The organism is Sorangium sp. So ce406 (genome assembly GCF_051474675.1).
GTDB classification, from domain to species: domain Bacteria; phylum Myxococcota_A; class Polyangia; order Polyangiales; family Polyangiaceae; genus Sorangium; species Sorangium cellulosum_G.
The window spans coordinates 3,863,479-3,879,067 of the sequence record NZ_CP150340.1 but is presented as its reverse complement, the minus strand read 5'-3'; the positions used below and the strand labels follow the sequence as shown (position 1 = coordinate 3,879,067).

Below are 15,589 nucleotides of genomic sequence, written 5' to 3'. Positions count from 1 at the left end.
TCGGCTCACCCCAACCTCGGTCGGTTCACCTCAACCTCGGTCCGTCAGCTCCCCTGCGCCCAGGACGCAAGCGCCGCTGCCGCGCTCACCGACACCCTGCCCGAGGCGAGCACCTGGCCGAGCGCCGGGTGCGCCAGGAGCAGCGCCTCGACCCGCAGCAGCGCCGGCAGGTAGACGACCTCCCGCGCCAGCCCGCCGCCCCGGTGGACGCGCGCCGCGATGCGCAGGGCGTCCGCCGTGGAGCGCGCCCCGCGCGCCTCGAGCAGCCGCGCGGTCTCGACGAACCCCGCCCCGCGCTCGACGCTGCGCGCAGCCAGGTGGCGCAGCCCGAGCTCGCTCCGCCGCGCGCCCACCAGGTAGCCCGCCGCGCGCTCGCGCGCGAGCGCCCAGCCCTCCTGATCGTCGCCGCCGTTCGCCGTCCCGATCGCGAAGATCCCGAGCGGGAGCGCCGCGGCGCGCACGCCGGGCGCCGCGTGCCCCTCGATCTCGTGGAGCACCGTGCGCTCCACGTCGTCGCGCGTGAGCATGCGCCCGCGCGCCACCTGGATCACCCCGTCGCCCGTCGCGGCGAGCGGCGCGATGTCCGCGATCACCACCCGCAGCGGCAACCGCCGCGCCCCGATCTCGCGCCGCATCCGCGACACGAGCGACCCCGGCGCGCGCGCGTCGTCGCTCCGCACCCGCGCCTCCTCGCGCGCCGCCGCCCCCGCCTCCTCCTCGGCCCAGGTCGCGGCGAGCGCGTCCGCCTGCTCGTCGAACGCGTCGCGCGCCGCGTAGCGCAGGCGCGCCGCCGCCCAGCACCCCGCCCCGCCCGCGGCCTCGCAGATCGCGGCCTCCGCGGCGAGCTCGCGGGCGCGGCCGGCGTACACGGCGCCGAGCTCCCCCTGCTCCGCCAGCCGCTCGGCCGCCGTCTCCATCGCCCTCCGGACGTCGCCGTGGTCCTGCGCCGGCGCGTACGTGAAGCGCGGGACCTCGGCGCCGCTCCGCCCCCACGCCGCGGCGAGCCGCGCGAGCTCCTCCACCAGGTTCACCGGCGTGCTCGCGCCGACGACGCGGATCCGCCGCGCCGCCGCGCCGAGGAGCCGGTCCGCGTCCGGCACCCAGGCCGGCGGCGCGGGGGGCTCCGCCGCTCTAGCCCGAGGACGCCGCGCCACGCCCCTCCGCTCCTTTCACGCTCGCCACGCTCGCCACGCTCGCCACGCTCGCCACGCTCGCCACGCTCGCCACGCTCGCCACGCTCGCCACGCTCGCCACGCTCGCCACGCTCGCCACGCTCGCCACGCTCGCCACGCTCGCCACGCTCGCCACGCTCGCCACGCGATCGCGCCGCGCGCCCGGTGCTGCCTGCCTCAGAGCAGGTTCGCCGCGAGCTCCGCGAGCTCGCTGCGCTCGCCCTTGGCGAGCACAACGTGCCCCGCGATGCGCTCGCGCTTGAACCGCTCCGCCACCACGAGCAGGCCGTTCGACGCGTGGTCCACGTACGGGTTGTCGATCTGCTGCGGATCGCCGGTCAGCACGATCTTCGTCCCCTCGCCGCAGCGCGTGATGATCGTCTTCACCTCGTGCGGGGTGAGGTTCTGGGCCTCGTCCACGATGAGGTACTGGTGCGGCAGGCTGCGCCCGCGGATGTACGTCAGCGGCTCGACCTGGATCTGCCCGCTCTCGAGCAGCTCCACGAAGCCGCGCGCGTCGCGCCCCGGCTTCGTGCCGCCGTTCGAGAACAGGAACTCGAGGTTGTCGAAGATCGGCTGCATCCACGGGTTCAGCTTCTCGTCCACGTCGCCCGGAAGGAAGCCCAGATCGCGCCCGAGCGGCATGATCGGCCGGCTCACGAGCAACCGGCTGTAGGCGTTGTCCTCCGTCGTGCGCTTGAGCGCCGCCGCGAGCGCCAGCAGCGTCTTGCCCGTCCCCGCCTTGCCGACGAGCGTGAGCAGCCGGACGGAATCGTCGAGGAGCAGGTCGAGCGCGAACGCCTGCTCCTTGTTGCGCGGCCGCACCCCCATCACCCCTTCCCGGCCGACGCGCAGCGCGACGATCTGCCCGCGCGCCGCGTCGAAGCGGCCGAGCGCCGTGTGGCTCGGCGCCCCCGCGTCGCGGAGGAGCACCGCCGCATTCGGCAACAGATCCGCGAGGTTGGCGCCCGCGAGGAAGCCGTTCTGGAAGAACGCGTCGACCTCGGCGCCGGGCACCTCGAGCTCGACCACCGACTGCTCGATCGACGGGTCGTGCACCCGCTGGTTCTCGTACGTCTCCGCCGGGATCCCGAGCGCGTCGGCGCGGATCCGGAGGTTCGTGTCCATCGTCACGAAGATGGTCGGCCGGTCCTTGTGCCGGTCGCGGATGTCGATCGCCGTCTGCAGGATGGCGTTGTCCTGCGAGCCCGACTCCAGCCCCACGAGCAGCTCCGGCCGCCGCTCCGGGATCGCGATCCGCAGCGTCCCGCCGTTCTCGAGGAGCACGCCGGTCGCGAGCGTCCCGGCGCCGCGGACCTCGTCGAGCAGCCGCGCGATGGTCCTCGCGTTGCGCCCGCGCTCGGAGCCCTCCCGCTTGAACTGGTCGATCTCCTCGATCGCGTAGATCGGGATGATGACGTCGTTGTCCTCGAACTTGAAGATCGCGTGGGGGTCGTGGAGCAGGACGTTCGCGTCGAGAACGTAATTCTTCTTCATGGGTCGGGCGCGACGACGTACCCCCCTGGAGGGACGGGCGCAAGGGAGCTGTTGTGTCGCCCGCCCGGAGATGTCGTCACCCGTCCATCGGCAGGAGCCCCTCCCGGACATCCGGGGAAATAACGCCGTTCGACTCGGCCGGATCGCCACGTTCCGGGCGTCCGGTGGTGGTCAGAGATCGATCCGGTAGTCCTTGATCTTGTAGAGCAGCGCCCGGTGGCTGATCTCGAGCACCTCGGCCGCCTTGGTCCGGTTGCCCTTGGTCTTCTGGAGCGCCCGCCGGATGAGGATCTCCTCGATCACGCGCGACGTCTTCTTGATCGACAGCTCCCCGCTCGTGAGCTGCATCTGGATCGGGTCGCGCGCCTCGCGGATCCGGTCGGGCAGGTCGGCCTCGCCGATGCGCTCGCCCTCGCAGAGCACCATCGCGCGCTCGACGGTGTTCTCCAGCTCCCGGACGTTCCCCGGCCACCGGTACTCCAGGAGTAGCCGGCGCGCCTCCGGCTCGAAGCCGCGGATGTTCATGCCGAACCGCGCGTTGTTCCGCGCGAGGAAGTGATCGAGCAGGATCGGGATGTCCTCGCGCCGCTCCCTGAGCGGCGGGATCGCGATCGGGAGCACGTTGATCCGGTAGAACAGGTCCTCGCGGAACCGGCCCGCCTGCGTCTCGGCCGCGAGATCGCGGTGCGTCGCCGCCAGGATGCGGACATCGACCTTGATGTCCCGGTTGTCCCCCAGGCGGCGGATCGTCTCCTCCTGGAGCACCCGGAGCAGCTTCACCTGCAGCGAGAGCGGCAGCTCGCCGATCTCGTCGAGCAGCAGCGTGCCGTGGTTCGCCTGCTCGAACAGCCCCGCCCTGTCGTTCATCGCGTCGGTAAACGCCCCCCGCTTGTACCCGAAGAGCTCGCTCTCCAGCAGGTTCTCCGGGATCGCCCCGCAGTTGACCGCCACGAACGGCCCGCCGCGCCGGCTCGACCGCCGGTGGATCGCCCGGGCCACGAGCTCCTTGCCCACGCCGCTCTCGCCCGTGATGAGCGCCGTGGTCTTGTACTCGGCCACCTTCGCGATCGTCTTGAAGATCGCCTGCATCGGCGGGCTCTTCGCGAGGATCTCCTCGAAGAAGTTCTCCCGCCGGATCTCCTGGCGAAGGGCGCGGTTCTCGCGGCGGAGCGCCTCCCGCTCCTCGGCCTTGCGGAGCGTGAGCAGCACCTCCTCGGCCTTGAACGGCTTCTGGATGTAATCGTAGGCGCCCGCCTTCATCGCCTCGATCGCGAGGTCGATGTTGCCATACGCGCTCATCACGATGACCGTGGCCTCGTTGCCCTTGGCCTTGAGCGTCGCCAGCAGATCGAGCCCGCCCATCCGGGGCATCCGGACGTCGGTGAGGATCACGTCGGGCCCGAACGTCTCGACCATCGCGAGGGCCTCCTCGCCGCTCGAGACCGCCTCGACCTCATAGCCGTCCCGCTTGAGGAACGTGCGCACCACGAGGCGCAGGTTTTCTTCGTCGTCGACAACCAGGACACGGCGCATAGACCCTGAAAACTTTTCCTACACCGGCGCCCACCACTCCGCAACGAGTTGCACCTCGGCCCATGCCGCGGTGCGCCCATCCGCGGGGAGTTGCGCTCGGGTGCGGGGTCCGCCGCGCGGCGAGGCGGGCGGCCTCTGCGAAGGCCGCGGCGCACCGCGCGAAGCCCGCTGCGCGACGCGGAATGCGCCTGCGCGGCGTCCGCGCCGCGGGCGCCGGGCGACGGCGGGGCGGCGCGGTGGTGCCCAGTTGACGCACGTCGCGCAGGCTGCTTTAGCGGCGACGCGCACCGGGATCGAGCAGGGCCGCGCGCGGCCCCACGCGACACGCCGGCGCGGCTTTTGCGGGAAGGACCGCGTCTCTTAATTCGATCGCGTGAGGAGCCAGGGCATGAGCATGAAGGATCGTCTGGTCGACCAAGCAAAGAAGCTCGCCTCGTCGGGCAGGGTCGTCCGAGTCGTCAGCAACGATCGCGTGATGCGGCTCGCCACCGGGGTCATGGATGCGAAGAACCGCCTGCGCGCCGCCGGGGAGCGGGCCGCGGAGGCGTGGGACATCCTGCTGAACGGCCACGCGCTCCCGAACATCGATCCGGCGCTCGACGACGAGGCTGGCGTCCACGGGGCGACCCCGGCCCGCGCGGCGTCCGCCCGGCCGGCGGCCGGCGGCGCGGGGCTGTCGACCGTGGAGGAGACGGTGAGCGCCAGGCCGCCGGCCGCCGGCCGCTCGCACGTGAACGGCGTGGGCGCGAACGGCGCGGGCGCGAACGGCGCCGCCAACGGCGCGGGCACCTACGTCGCCGCGGCGGCCGAGCAGCAGCTCGCGACCCAGATGGCGGCGCGGACGTCGCTGTCGCGGATCGGCGGGCGCGACGTGTTCGAGAAGGCCTACAAGTTCATGACCGCGGACAACGCCCGCGCCATGGGCGTCTACCCCTTCTTCCGGCCGCTCGACTTCAACAACGGCCCCGAGGCGCAGCTCGAGGGGCGGACCGTGACCATGCTCGGCTCGAACAACTACCTCGGGCTGACGACCCACCCGAAGGTGCGAGAGGCCGCGAAGAAGGCGATCGACAAGTACGGCACGAGCATGACCGGCTCGCGGCTCGTGAACGGGTCGATGCGCCTCCACAACGAGCTGGAGGAGAAGCTCGCCGCCTACCACGGCAAGGAGGCGGGGCTCGTGTTCACGACGGGCTATCAGGTCAACATCGCCACCATCTCCGCGCTCCTCGCCAACAAGCGGAGCGTCGCCATGATCGACAAGGACGATCACGCGTCGATCTACGACGGCGTGCGGCTCGCGCAGGCGTCCGGCGCCCGGATGGTGCGGTACAAGCACAGCGACCCGGCGGCGCTCGACAGCGCGCTCTCCGAGATCGCCGACACCGAGGGGGCGCTCGTGATCACCGACGGCGTCTTCAGCGCCCAGGGCGAGATCGCGAGCCTGCCCGGGATCGTCGAGGTGGTGAAGAAGCACAAGGCGCGGCTCCTGGTCGACGACGCGCACGCCCTCGGCGTCATCGGCCCCGGCGGCCGCGGCACCGCGGCGCACTTCGGCCTCGGCAAGGACGTCGACCTCATCGGCGGCACCTTCTCGAAGTCGCTCGCCTCGATCGGCGGCTGGCTCGTGGGAGAGCGCAAGGTGCTCGATTACATTCAACATTTCGCCTACAGCTTCCTCTTCGCGGCGAGCGCGGCGCCCCCCTGCGTCGCCGCCGCCATGGCAGCGCTCGAGGTCATGCAGGAGGAGCCCTGGCGCCAGGAGAAGCTCCGCGAGAACTTCACCTACATGCGCACGGAGCTGCAGCGGCTCGGCTTCGAGCTCGGCAAGACCGAGACGGCCGTGATCCCCATCTACATCCGCGACGACCTCAAGACCGTGATGATGTGGAAGTCGCTCCTCGACGACTACGCGCTCTACGTGAACCCGTTCATCACCCCCGGGGTCCCGCCCAAGCAGCAGGTCCTCCGCACGAGCTACATGGCGACCCACGAGCGCAAGCACCTCGATCACGCGCTCGAGGCGTTCGAGAAGGTCGGGAAGAAGTTCGGCGTCATCTAGGCGGCGCCGGTACAGCGGCGCCCGCCCGTGGTATCGACGAGCGATGACGATCGTCCTCCATCGCTTTCCGATCAGCCACTTCTCCGAGAAGGCGCGGGCGACGCTCGACTTCAAGGGGCTCGAGTACCGGATCGTGGAGCACCAGCCCGGTCCCGAGCAGATCGCCATCTACCGCCTCTCCGGCCAGCGCAAGCTCCCCGTGCTCGAGCACGACGGCACGGTCGTCGCTGACTCCACCGAGATCGCCCTCTACCTCGAGCGCACCTTCCCCGATCGGCGGCGCCTGTTGCCGGACGACCCCAGCGCGCGGCTCGAGGTGCTCGCCCTGGAGGCGCAGCTCGACGACACGCTCGGCAGGAGCGGGCCGCTCGTCTGGGTGCGCCACGCCGTCCGCGACGAGCGGTACCTCGAGGCGCTGGGCGCCGCGACCACGCCGCTCGTCAGCGCCGGGCTCCGCGCCATGGCCGCCGTCGTCCCGATCGCCGAGGCGCGGCTCGGGGCGGTCCACCGGCGGTTCGACGAGGCGGAAGGCATCCTGCGCGCCACCCTCGCCGACCTCTGCGCCCGGCTCGAGACGTCGAGATACCTCGTCGGCGACGAGCCGTCGCTCGCCGACATCGCCGCCGTGAGCCTCGTGCACCCCTTGAAATTTCCGCCGTCGCGACACCTCTTCCGGCCGGCGCTCGCGGGCGCGTCCGTGCACAGCATCGCCGAGCACCCCGATCTCGCCCCCTTCTTCGACTTCCGGGACCGCTTCTACCGCGACCACCTCCAGTGAGCGACGGCGCAGGGGCCCTCAGCCCTGCGCGCCCGCCTCGGCGATCAGGCCCTCGTCCGGGCCGAGCTCCGCGATCGGCTCCAGCCGCTCCCCTGCCCGGTCGAGGCCCGTGGACAGCAGGATGCGCCCGCCCGCGGCGCCGCCCGGGAGCTCCAGCCGGCGCGGCTGCGACGACAGGTTGAGCGCGACGACGAGGCGCCGGCCGTCGTGCGCTCGCTCGTAGGCGAGCAGATCGTCGCCCGCGGCGAGCGGGGCGTAGCCGCCGACGGCGAGCGCCGGCTCGGCCCGCCGGAGGGCGATGAGCGCGCGGTAGAGCGACAGGATCGACCGCGGATCGGCGCGCAGCGCCGCGACGTTGGTGCGATCCGCGTCCGCCGCGAGCGGCAGCCACGGCGCGCCGGTCGTGAAGCCGCTGTTGGGGCTGCCGTCCCACTGCATAGGCGTGCGCTCGGGATCGCGCCCGACGCCGAGGCCGGGCACGTTCTTCTCGAACGGGTCCTGCACCTGCCCGGGCGCGATCGGGACGTCGCTCATCCCGATCTCGTCGCCGTAATAGAGCGTCGGGGTGCCCCGGAGCGTGAGGAGCAGCATCGCCGCGACGCGCGCCTGGGCGGCGCCGATGCGGCTCCTGATGCGGGGCTTGTCGTGGTTCCCGAGCACCCAGTTCGGCCACGCGCCCGGCGGCAGCGCCGCCTCGTACTCCCGGACGATCTCCGCGATCGCCCGCGCGCTCCAGGGCGCGCCGATCAGGTGGAAATTGAAGGGCAGGTGCATGCCGGACAGGTCCTGTCCGTAGTAGGCCATCAGCCGATCGAACGGCAGATACGCCTCGCCGATCAGCACCCGATCGTCGTATGCGTCGAGCACGCGGCGCATGGCGGCGACGGCCTCGTGCACCTCCGGGCGGTCGGTCGTGTACAGCCGGAGCAGCTTCCGGTGCGGCGGCATGCCGGGCTTCCAGTGAGGGTTCGGCGGGTTGTCCCGGAGCTCGCTGTCCTTGATGAGATGGTGAATGGTGTCGACGCGGAAACCATCGACGCCGCGGTCCAGCCAGAAGCGCAGCACATCGAGCATCGCGTCGCGCACGTCGGGGTTGCGCCAGTCGAGGTCCGGCTGCTCCTTCAGGTACGCGTGGTAGTAATACTGGCCCGTGGCGGCGTCCCACTCCCACGCAGATCCCCCGAACTCGCTGAGCCAGTTGCTGGGCGGGCCGCCGTCCGGCGCCGGATCGCGCCAGATGTACCAGCCCCGCTTCGCGCTGGCGCGCGAGGCGCGGGACTCGAGGAACCAGGGGTGCCTATCGGAGGTGTGGTTCGGCACGTAGTCGAGGATGACCTTGAGACCGGCGGCGTGCGCGTCGCGCACGAGCGCGTCGAACTCCTCCAGCGTGCCGAAGCGGGGATCGATGCCGCGGTAGTCCGACACGTCGTAACCGAAGTCGGCCATCGGCGATGTGTAGATGGGGGAGATCCAGATCGCGTCGACGCCGAGCCACGCGAGATGGTCGAGGCGGGACCGGATCCCGCGGAGATCGCCGATGCCGTCGCCGTTCGAGTCCATGAACGAGCGAGGGTAGATCTGATAGACGATTCCCCGCTGCCACCAGCGTGCATCGAGCATGTCGCGCGCTCCCTCTGAACCTGTCGCGGCGCGACCTTAGCACGCGGCGCCGGCGCCACCGGGCGCGCCGCGCTGCAGCGCCCGCGAGCGGCGAGCTCGACAAGGGGGCGCCTTGGCGCGCGCGTCCGGCGGCGCCCTCATGGGGCTGTGGGCGGCGGACGGCGCGCCCGGGTGCAGGCGCGCCCGCGGGCAGGCGCGCCGCCTCGACCGGCGCGCCGGTGGGCAAGCGCGCCACGCCGCCTCGATCACGGCGCGGGCGCGGCGTTGATCTCTCGCGCCCATGCACATGGGCTTTGCGTAGTGGCTCATCACTACGTTACTGTCTGCCCGCTGCCGTTACGTTGCATGTTGCTTTCACGTTTCATGTTGCTTTCACGCCATGTTGCGCAGAGGAGGCAGTTCAATGATCGAGAACGGTAAGGGGAAATATTGCTCGGCGCTCGCTTGCGTCGTGGGGTTGCTCGCGTCCCCGGCCGCCTGGGCCCAGGATCCCACGCCGCCCCCCGCTGACCCGGGCGCCGCAGCGCCCCCGGCGGCGCCGACCGCGCCCGCGCCGACGGCGGAGCCGACCGCGGTCGCGCCCGCGCCCACCCCCGCGGGCGATGCGGCAGCGGCGGGCGCCACGGCGCCCGTCCCGCCGGCGCCCGGCACCGCCGAGCCGGTCGGCGAGCCGAAGGAGGAGGCGAGCCCGATCGCGAGCTGGTTCCGGTTCGATGCAGACAATCTCGGCCTCCAGCTCTGGGCCGGCGCCTCGCACAAGGTCGGCCCCATCGACATCGCCAGCGACATCTACCTCACGACGACCGGGTACGCGGAGTTCGACATCGGCCCTTCCTTCGCGCTGGGCCCGGTCATCATCAGTCCGATGGTGGGTATCGGGTTCGACTTCATCAACCACCTGACGGCCACGCTGGTCGCGCCTCAGCTCTATCTCTACGTCGACGCGCAGCCCGTCTATTTCGAGTCGTGGAACATGCTGCAGTTCAACAGCGTCTTCAACGAGGGCTATCAGAACTTCTACTACTCGCGGCACTTTCTCCTCTTCTACCCGGTCGAGGACTTCGGCCTCGGCCCGCACCTCGAGCTCAACGTCGACCTCAACGAGGTCCCGGGCGCCGTGGGCGCGACGGAGCCCGACGGCACCGGCCCCTCCAGCCTGCAGGTCGGCGGCATCGTCGGCCTGAACTACGGCACGGGGAACAAGCTCTTGCTGTATCTCGGCTACGAGACGCAGCAGGAGGGCCGCTCCAACATCTTCACCGGAACGGACGCGGGCAAGCTCGCTGGCCGGTTCACGTTCGTCCGCAACTTCTGAGGCCGCGCCGGGTCGCGCGGCGAGCCCGTCGCGTCCCAGCCTCGCCCACGCCGGCTCCGCTCAGGGCGGAGGCGCTCGACCGGAGCCATCATGGGCGTGCCGCCCGCGGGCTCGCGACGGCTTCCCAGCGCGCTTGCGCGCTGGTACCGAGGCGGCATGGCCCAAAGGTTCCTGTTCGCCACCGCGCTGTGCAGCCTCCTCGGACTCGGGTGCCAGGCCCGGAGCCACGTCCCGCCGCCCGCGCCGGACACAGGCGCCGCCGCGTGCCAGCCTGCCGACTGCGGCCCGCTCGCGAAGATCGCCCGCATCTGCGACGACGGCTCCACCGCGTCCACGCAGTGCGCGCGCGCCGAGGGCGGCGCGTGCCGCTGGGAGCACGTCTGCCCGGGCGCCGCGCCGGCCGCCGGGACGGCGGCGCCCGCGCCGGGCCAGCCCGCCGCGCCGAACCCGCAGCCGCAGGGCGCCCAGCAGCCGGCGCCGGTCGCCTTTGCCGACGCGAACGCGGCGTTCGCGCAGCGGCTCTACGGCAAGCTCGCCGCCACGACGGGCAAGCTCTTCTTCTCGCCGGCGAGCGTCTCGACCGCGCTGGCCATGACCTACGCGGGCGCACGGGGCGAGACGGCGGCGCAGATGGCGAAGACGCTCGAGTTCACCCTGCCGCCCGAGGCGCTGCACCCCGCGTTCGGCGGGCTCGTCAAGGAGCTCACGCAGGCGACAGGCCCCAAGGCGCCCGAGCTGCGGATCGCCAACCGCCTCTGGGGCCAGGCCGGGCTGCCGATCGAGCCCGCGTTCCAGAGCACCACCGAGCAGCACTACGGCGCGGGGATCGAGCTCGTCGACTTCAAGCGCGCGCACGAGCAGGCGCGCGCGCGCATCAATCAATGGGTCGAGCAGCAGACGAACGCGAAGATCAAGGACCTGATGCCGCCGAACAGCGTCACCGCGCTCACCCGGCTCGTCCTCACAAACGCCATCTACTTCAAGGGCAAGTGGGCGACCCCCTTCGACAAGAAGACCACGAAGAACGAGCCGTTCACGGTCAAGCCCGGCGCCGCGCCGGCGGTGCCGATGATGCGCAAGACGCTCCAGGCGAAGCTCGGGAAGACCGCCGACGCCGCGGTGCTGGAGCTCGCGTACGAGGCGCAGAACCCCGAGCGCCCCCTCGCGATGGTCGTCATCCTGCCCACGCAGGTGGACGGGCTGCCGCACGTCGAGCAGCGCCTGTCGGCCGGGCAGCTCAAGGGATATGTCGACGCGCTCGAGCCGGCGCGGGTCGACGTGGCGCTCCCCCGCTTCAAGATGACCGCGGAGTTCGAGCTCTCGAAGGCCCTGATCGAGCTGGGAATGCCGCTCGCGTTCGACGACGTGAAGGCCGATTTCTCCGGGATCACCCGGGCGGAGCCGCTCTTCATCTCCCAGGTGCGACACAAGGCGTTCGTGGAGGTCAACGAGGAGGGGACCGAGGCCGCCGCGGCCACCGGCGTCGCCATGGCCACGCGGGCGGCCCCGGCGCCGCCGGAGGTGTTCCGCGCCGATCACCCGTTCGCATTCCTGATCCGCGACGTGGCGACCGGCGCCGTGCTGTTCATGGGCCGCGTGACCGATCCACGGGGATGAGCCGGCTTGCCGGCCTCGACACGTCCCGATACTCCTCGGTGTCGAGGAGCGAACGACGATGACGAACGAACACGCAGCGAAGGTGCTGCAAGCCGCCCGTGACCTGGCGCCCACCATCTCCTCCCGGAGCGCGGAGATCGAGGGGGCGCGGCGCCTCCCGGCGGACCTGCTCGATCAGCTCAAGGCCGCGGGTTGCTTCCGCATGTTCCTGCCGAGGAGCCATGGCGGCTTCGAGGTCGACCTGCGCACGGGGATGGACGTCCTGGAGACGCTCGCCCGGGCGGACGGGGCCACCGGCTGGACGGTGATGATCGGCTCGGAGAGCCCACCCCTGTTCGCGCTCCTGCCGCGCGAGCGCTTCGACGCCGTCTACGCAGCCGGGCCGGACGTGATCATCGGCGGCGGCTTCAATGCGCAGGGCGAGGCCCACGCGACCGAGGGCGGCTACCGCGTCACCGGGCGCTGGAGCTTCGCGAGCGGCTGCGAGCACGCCGACTGGCTGTTCGGGAACTGCGTGCTCATGGACGGCGGCCGCCCGCGGATGGGGGCGGCGGGTGACGTACCCGAACTGCGGGGCATGCTGTTCCCCGCGCGCGAGGTGCGCGTCCTCGACACCTGGTCCGTGCTCGGCCTTCGCGGCACGGGCAGCCACGACATCGCGGTCGAGGGGGCGTTCTGCCCGGCGGAGCACAGCTTCGATATCTTCCAGGGCCAGCCGTCGGTGGCCTGTCCGGGCTTCGTCGCGCCCGTCCTGCACTTCGTGCTTCACATGGGCGCCGTCGCCGTCGGCATCGCCCAGGGCGCGCTCGACGAGACCGTGATGCTCGCGCGATCGGGCAAGAAGCGGCTGTACGCGCGCGCCGGGCTCGCGGACTCGCCCGTCTTTCAGGTGCACCTCGGCCGCGCCGAGACGAGCGTGCGCGCCGCCCGCGCCCTGCTCCGCGACACGGGGGACGAGCTGTGGGACGCATGCGTCAACAACCCCGCTGCCGCCGCGGCCATGGCGCCCCGGATCTCGGCCGCCCTGGCCTGGGTGACCGAGGTCGCGGCCCGCGCCGTCGACGCCTGCTACCAGGCCGGCGGCGGCGGCGTCGCCCGGAATGCGTCGCCCGTGCAGCGGCGGTTCCGGGACATCCACACGTTCTCTCAGCACGCCGCCGCCGCGGAGGGGTGGTTCGGCCAGGCCGGCGGCGCGCTGCTCGGGCACCCCACCGGCTTCTGGACCTGACCCGGCGCGCGGCGCCACGGCGCGAGCGGCCCGGGCGCGCGCGGTGACGCGCCCCGGTCGCGCGCCCGCGCGCCGCCGCGGTATACGTCGTCTCGCCTTGCGCTCCGCTCCGCCCGCCACGCTCGCCCTCGCCGCCCTGTCGCTCGTCGCTTGCGCCGGAGCCCCGCGCGGGGTCGCCACGCCCGCGCCGCCGGCCCGCGCGGGCGCCTGCCCTGCCCGCCCTGCCTGCGACGCGCCGCCGCCGCTCGCCCTGCCGCGCGGGTTCCGGCACACGCGCTCGCGCCTCGTCGCGAGCGGGTGGCCGCGCCACCGCGGGCGCGACCTCTTCGTGCGCGCCGACGGGCCGCAGTGGGCCATCGCCAAGTTCGCCTACGGACCGCTCGACGACGATCTCGAGGACGAGGACGTCGAGGCCTATCTACTCCGCGGCTGCAGCGGCGACTGGGAGCGGCTCGGCGCCTTCCGGACGAGCGACGACGACCACCTGCACCCGACCATCGAGGGGATCCGGGACACCGGCGGGCGCGTCTACCTCGATCTCACCGCGGGGAGGCGCCTCGAGGTCGGCCGGCACCGCGTCCACCTCGTCGTGGCCGGCGACGGCACGAGCGCGGATCTGTTCGTCGAGGTCCTCCCGCCGGACGCGCGGGTGGCGGTCACGGACATCGACGGGACGCTCACCTCGAGCGAGGCGGCGATGGTCGGCGAGCTCGTCGGCGGCGGCCCGCCGGCCGCGCACCCCGGCGCCCCCGAGGCAATGCACGCCCTCGCGGCCAGCGGGGTCTACCTCTTCTACGTGACAGCGCGCCCCGAGTGGCTCGTGGCCAGCACGCGCGTCTGGCTGAGAGAGCGGGGCTTCCCGCCGGGCATCCTCCACACGACCGTGGGCGTCACGGGCGCCGCCGGCCGCGCGGCGGCCGCTTACAAGACCGTCGAGCTCGGGTGGCTCAAGGCGCGCACGGGCATCGTGCCCGCCTTCGGGTTCGGCAACATGCCGAGCGACGTGGCGGCCTACACGACCGCCGGCATCGCCCCCTCGCGGTCCTATTATCACAAGCTCGGCGGCGATCTCCGCGGCGGCGTCGGCCACGACGACTACCGGCGCCTCGTCCCGGCGCTCTTCACCCCGCCCGCCGCGTGCGCTCCTTGAGCCAGGGGCGCAGCGGCGGGCGCCTCGCCGGCGCGCCGGCGCGGCCCGGTCGAGGGCGCGCCGGCGGGTGAACGCCTCCGCTCAGAGCGGGACCTCGATCACGTCCTCGCAGGTGAAGTCGACGCCCAGGGACACCTCGAACTGGGCCTGCACCGCGGCGCACGTGTCGTTGCAGAGCACGATGGCGGTCGGGTTCAACGGCTCGTCGTAGCGCCACGCGCTCTCGGTCGCGCAGCTCTGGTCATAGTCGAGGGTCGTCGGGGTGCTGGTCGCGGCGCTCGTGTACGACACGACGACCTTCTGCTTGTCGAACGTCCTCCCGTCGGGGGCCGGCGGGATCGGGATCGTGCACGAGACCGCGGCGCCGCGGATCGCCTCGATCGCCTCCGTGAACGCGGCCGACGTCGCAGCGGCGTTGCCGGTGTCGAGCATGAACGCCTCCCCCGTGCCGCCCGCCGCCGCGATCTGGTGCAGGTTGGTGAGGCTCGGCGGCGAGCCCTCCCCCGGCGGGCTGTCGACCCCGATCACGAACGTCGAGATGTCGCTGGCGAGCGCCGCGCCGACGCGCTCCACGACGGCATCGATCGAGTCCGTGTCGTCGCGGCACTCCTGCGGATAGCCGTCGGTCACGAGCACGATCGCGTATTTCCCGGGGTTCTGCTGCCGCTCCGCCTGGATGAACTCGAGGATGCCATCCATCGCGTAGGCCGTCGGCGTGCCGATGCGCCAGCTACGGTCGTCCGGGGGCGTGACGACATCGATCGCCTCGCCGAAGGCCGGAGAGGGGAGCAGCGTCATCGGGACAGCCGGGGTCGTGTACGCGTCGCTCGAGCACATCTCTCGCCGCCCCCCCGGGCCCGGGAAGAACGTGAGCGACGCCTTGAACCCCTCGGACGCGGGATCCAGGAAGAACTGCTTCGTCGCGGCGACGACGGGATCCCACTTGAGCGCCTTGCTGCGCCATTCCACGTCGTTCGCGCCCATGCTGGCCGACACGTCGAAGGCGAAGGCGAGATACACCTGCTGGAATCCGGCCTCGGACGTCTTCGTCGCGCACGCGTCACCGGCGCCCGTCGAGCCGCCGGCGCCCGCGCCGCTCGCAGCGGGATTACCGCCCGGATTCAGATTACCCCCCTGACCAAAACCATTGTCGGAAGACCCGCTTCCGCTGCCACTTCCACTTCCGCTGCCACTACCGCTTCCGTTCCCACTTCCGCTTCCGACCCCGCTCCCAGTGGTGCTCTGAGAGGCGTCGGCGCCGTCCTCGGCGCCTGAGTTCACGCTGCACGCCGCGCCGATCGCGGCGACCAGCGACAGAGCGATGGCCATCGTGGGCAATCTCATGTCCTGACTCCTCTCCAAGCGCGTACCAGCGCCCTGCGCTGGTTACGAAAGCAACGCGACGCGTGAGGCTCCCGGGGGTCGGCCCCAAGCCGGCGCGTGGCGCCGGGATCCTCATGACCAGACCAGGGCGGAGTATAGGCGAGAATGCAGCCCAATGATCCACATTGTCGCTGCAAGCAACACGTTATCTCAGGCGCTCACAGCGCAACTCACCCGTATGGACGAAATACCCACTGTGCGCACATGTGACCCACACCCTTACATCGGGCGGCG

12 protein-coding genes are annotated in these 15,589 nt (G+C 72.1%); 6 read left to right on the top strand and 6 right to left on the bottom strand.

Features of this window, described 5'->3' with window-relative positions; genetic code table 11:
* Positions 1-44: 44 nt before the first annotated feature.
* From WME96_RS14450 to WME96_RS14435, 4 genes are all read right to left on the bottom strand, one after another.
* Positions 45-1,154: a tyrosine/phenylalanine carboxypeptidase domain-containing protein gene (locus WME96_RS14450; protein WP_437290700.1), complete on the bottom strand. Its 1,110-nt coding sequence runs from the start codon at positions 1,152-1,154 to the stop codon at positions 45-47.
* Complete coding sequence (locus WME96_RS14445; protein ID WP_437290699.1) at positions 1,132-1,317, bottom strand: hypothetical protein; 186 nt, start codon at positions 1,315-1,317, stop codon at positions 1,132-1,134. Before WME96_RS14445 ends, WME96_RS14450 begins: the two co-directional genes overlap by 23 nt.
* Positions 1,318-1,349: 32 nt before the next feature.
* Complete coding sequence (locus WME96_RS14440) at positions 1,350-2,669, bottom strand: PhoH family protein (RefSeq protein ID WP_437290698.1); 1,320 nt, start codon at positions 2,667-2,669, stop codon at positions 1,350-1,352.
* A gap of 171 nt (positions 2,670-2,840) precedes the next feature.
* The gene (locus WME96_RS14435) at positions 2,841-4,202 is read right to left on the bottom strand and encodes a sigma-54-dependent transcriptional regulator (RefSeq protein ID WP_433936036.1); all 1,362 of its coding nucleotides are present in this window, start codon (positions 4,200-4,202) and stop codon (positions 2,841-2,843) included.
* Between the two features lie 388 nt (positions 4,203-4,590).
* On the opposite strand from WME96_RS14435, the gene WME96_RS14430 reads away from it, so the two are divergent.
* On the top strand, positions 4,591-6,264 hold the full coding sequence (locus tag WME96_RS14430) for an aminotransferase class I/II-fold pyridoxal phosphate-dependent enzyme (RefSeq protein ID WP_437290697.1): 1,674 nt from the start codon (positions 4,591-4,593) through the stop codon (positions 6,262-6,264).
* Positions 6,265-6,307: 43 nt separating this feature from the next.
* A complete protein-coding gene (locus WME96_RS14425) occupies positions 6,308-7,042 on the top strand; it encodes a glutathione S-transferase family protein (RefSeq protein WP_437290696.1) in 735 nt (244 codons plus the stop codon).
* 18 nt (positions 7,043-7,060) lie between these two features.
* Here WME96_RS14425 and WME96_RS14420 read toward each other — a convergent pair whose 3' ends face one another.
* Positions 7,061-8,662: an alpha-amylase family glycosyl hydrolase gene (locus WME96_RS14420; protein WP_437290695.1), complete on the bottom strand. Its 1,602-nt coding sequence runs from the start codon at positions 8,660-8,662 to the stop codon at positions 7,061-7,063.
* Positions 8,663-9,065: 403 nt separating this feature from the next.
* Between WME96_RS14420 and WME96_RS14415 the strand changes: the two genes are divergently transcribed.
* From WME96_RS14415 to WME96_RS14400, 4 genes are all read left to right on the top strand, one after another.
* The gene (locus tag WME96_RS14415) at positions 9,066-9,977 is read left to right on the top strand and encodes a hypothetical protein (protein WP_437290694.1); all 912 of its coding nucleotides are present in this window, start codon (positions 9,066-9,068) and stop codon (positions 9,975-9,977) included.
* Between the two features lie 156 nt (positions 9,978-10,133).
* Positions 10,134-11,594 carry a serpin family protein gene (locus WME96_RS14410; protein ID WP_437290693.1) on the top strand — a complete coding sequence of 487 codons (1,461 nt, stop codon included), beginning with the start codon at positions 10,134-10,136 and terminating at the stop codon, positions 11,592-11,594.
* A 58-nt stretch (positions 11,595-11,652) separates the two neighbouring features.
* Positions 11,653-12,822, top strand: coding sequence for an acyl-CoA dehydrogenase family protein (locus WME96_RS14405; RefSeq protein WP_437290692.1), 1,170 nt, complete (start codon positions 11,653-11,655; stop codon positions 12,820-12,822).
* A 97-nt stretch (positions 12,823-12,919) separates the two neighbouring features.
* Complete coding sequence (locus WME96_RS14400) at positions 12,920-13,972, top strand: LNS2 domain-containing protein (protein WP_437290691.1); 1,053 nt, start codon at positions 12,920-12,922, stop codon at positions 13,970-13,972.
* A gap of 81 nt (positions 13,973-14,053) precedes the next feature.
* Here WME96_RS14400 and WME96_RS14395 read toward each other — a convergent pair whose 3' ends face one another.
* Positions 14,054-14,992, bottom strand: coding sequence for a vWA domain-containing protein (locus tag WME96_RS14395; protein ID WP_437290690.1), 939 nt, complete (start codon positions 14,990-14,992; stop codon positions 14,054-14,056).
* Between the last annotated feature and the right edge of the window lie 597 nt (positions 14,993-15,589).

Excerpts from the sequence above, each read along its gene's own strand:
- WME96_RS14410 (WP_437290693.1), top strand. The coding sequence starts at position 10,134 with ATGGCCCAAAGGTTCCTGTTCGCCACCGCGCTGTGCAGCCTCCTCGGA.
- WME96_RS14430 (WP_437290697.1), top strand. The coding sequence starts at position 4,591 with ATGAGCATGAAGGATCGTCTGGTCGACCAAGCAAAGAAGCTCGCCTCG.
- WME96_RS14420 (WP_437290695.1), bottom strand. The coding sequence starts at position 8,662 with ATGCTCGATGCACGCTGGTGGCAGCGGGGAATCGTCTATCAGATCTAC.
- WME96_RS14405 (WP_437290692.1), top strand. The coding sequence starts at position 11,653 with ATGACGAACGAACACGCAGCGAAGGTGCTGCAAGCCGCCCGTGACCTG.
- WME96_RS14440 (WP_437290698.1), bottom strand. The coding sequence starts at position 2,669 with ATGAAGAAGAATTACGTTCTCGACGCGAACGTCCTGCTCCACGACCCC.
- WME96_RS14425 (WP_437290696.1), top strand. The coding sequence starts at position 6,308 with ATGACGATCGTCCTCCATCGCTTTCCGATCAGCCACTTCTCCGAGAAG.
- WME96_RS14415 (WP_437290694.1), top strand. The coding sequence starts at position 9,066 with ATGATCGAGAACGGTAAGGGGAAATATTGCTCGGCGCTCGCTTGCGTC.
- WME96_RS14435 (WP_433936036.1), bottom strand. The coding sequence starts at position 4,202 with ATGCGCCGTGTCCTGGTTGTCGACGACGAAGAAAACCTGCGCCTCGTG.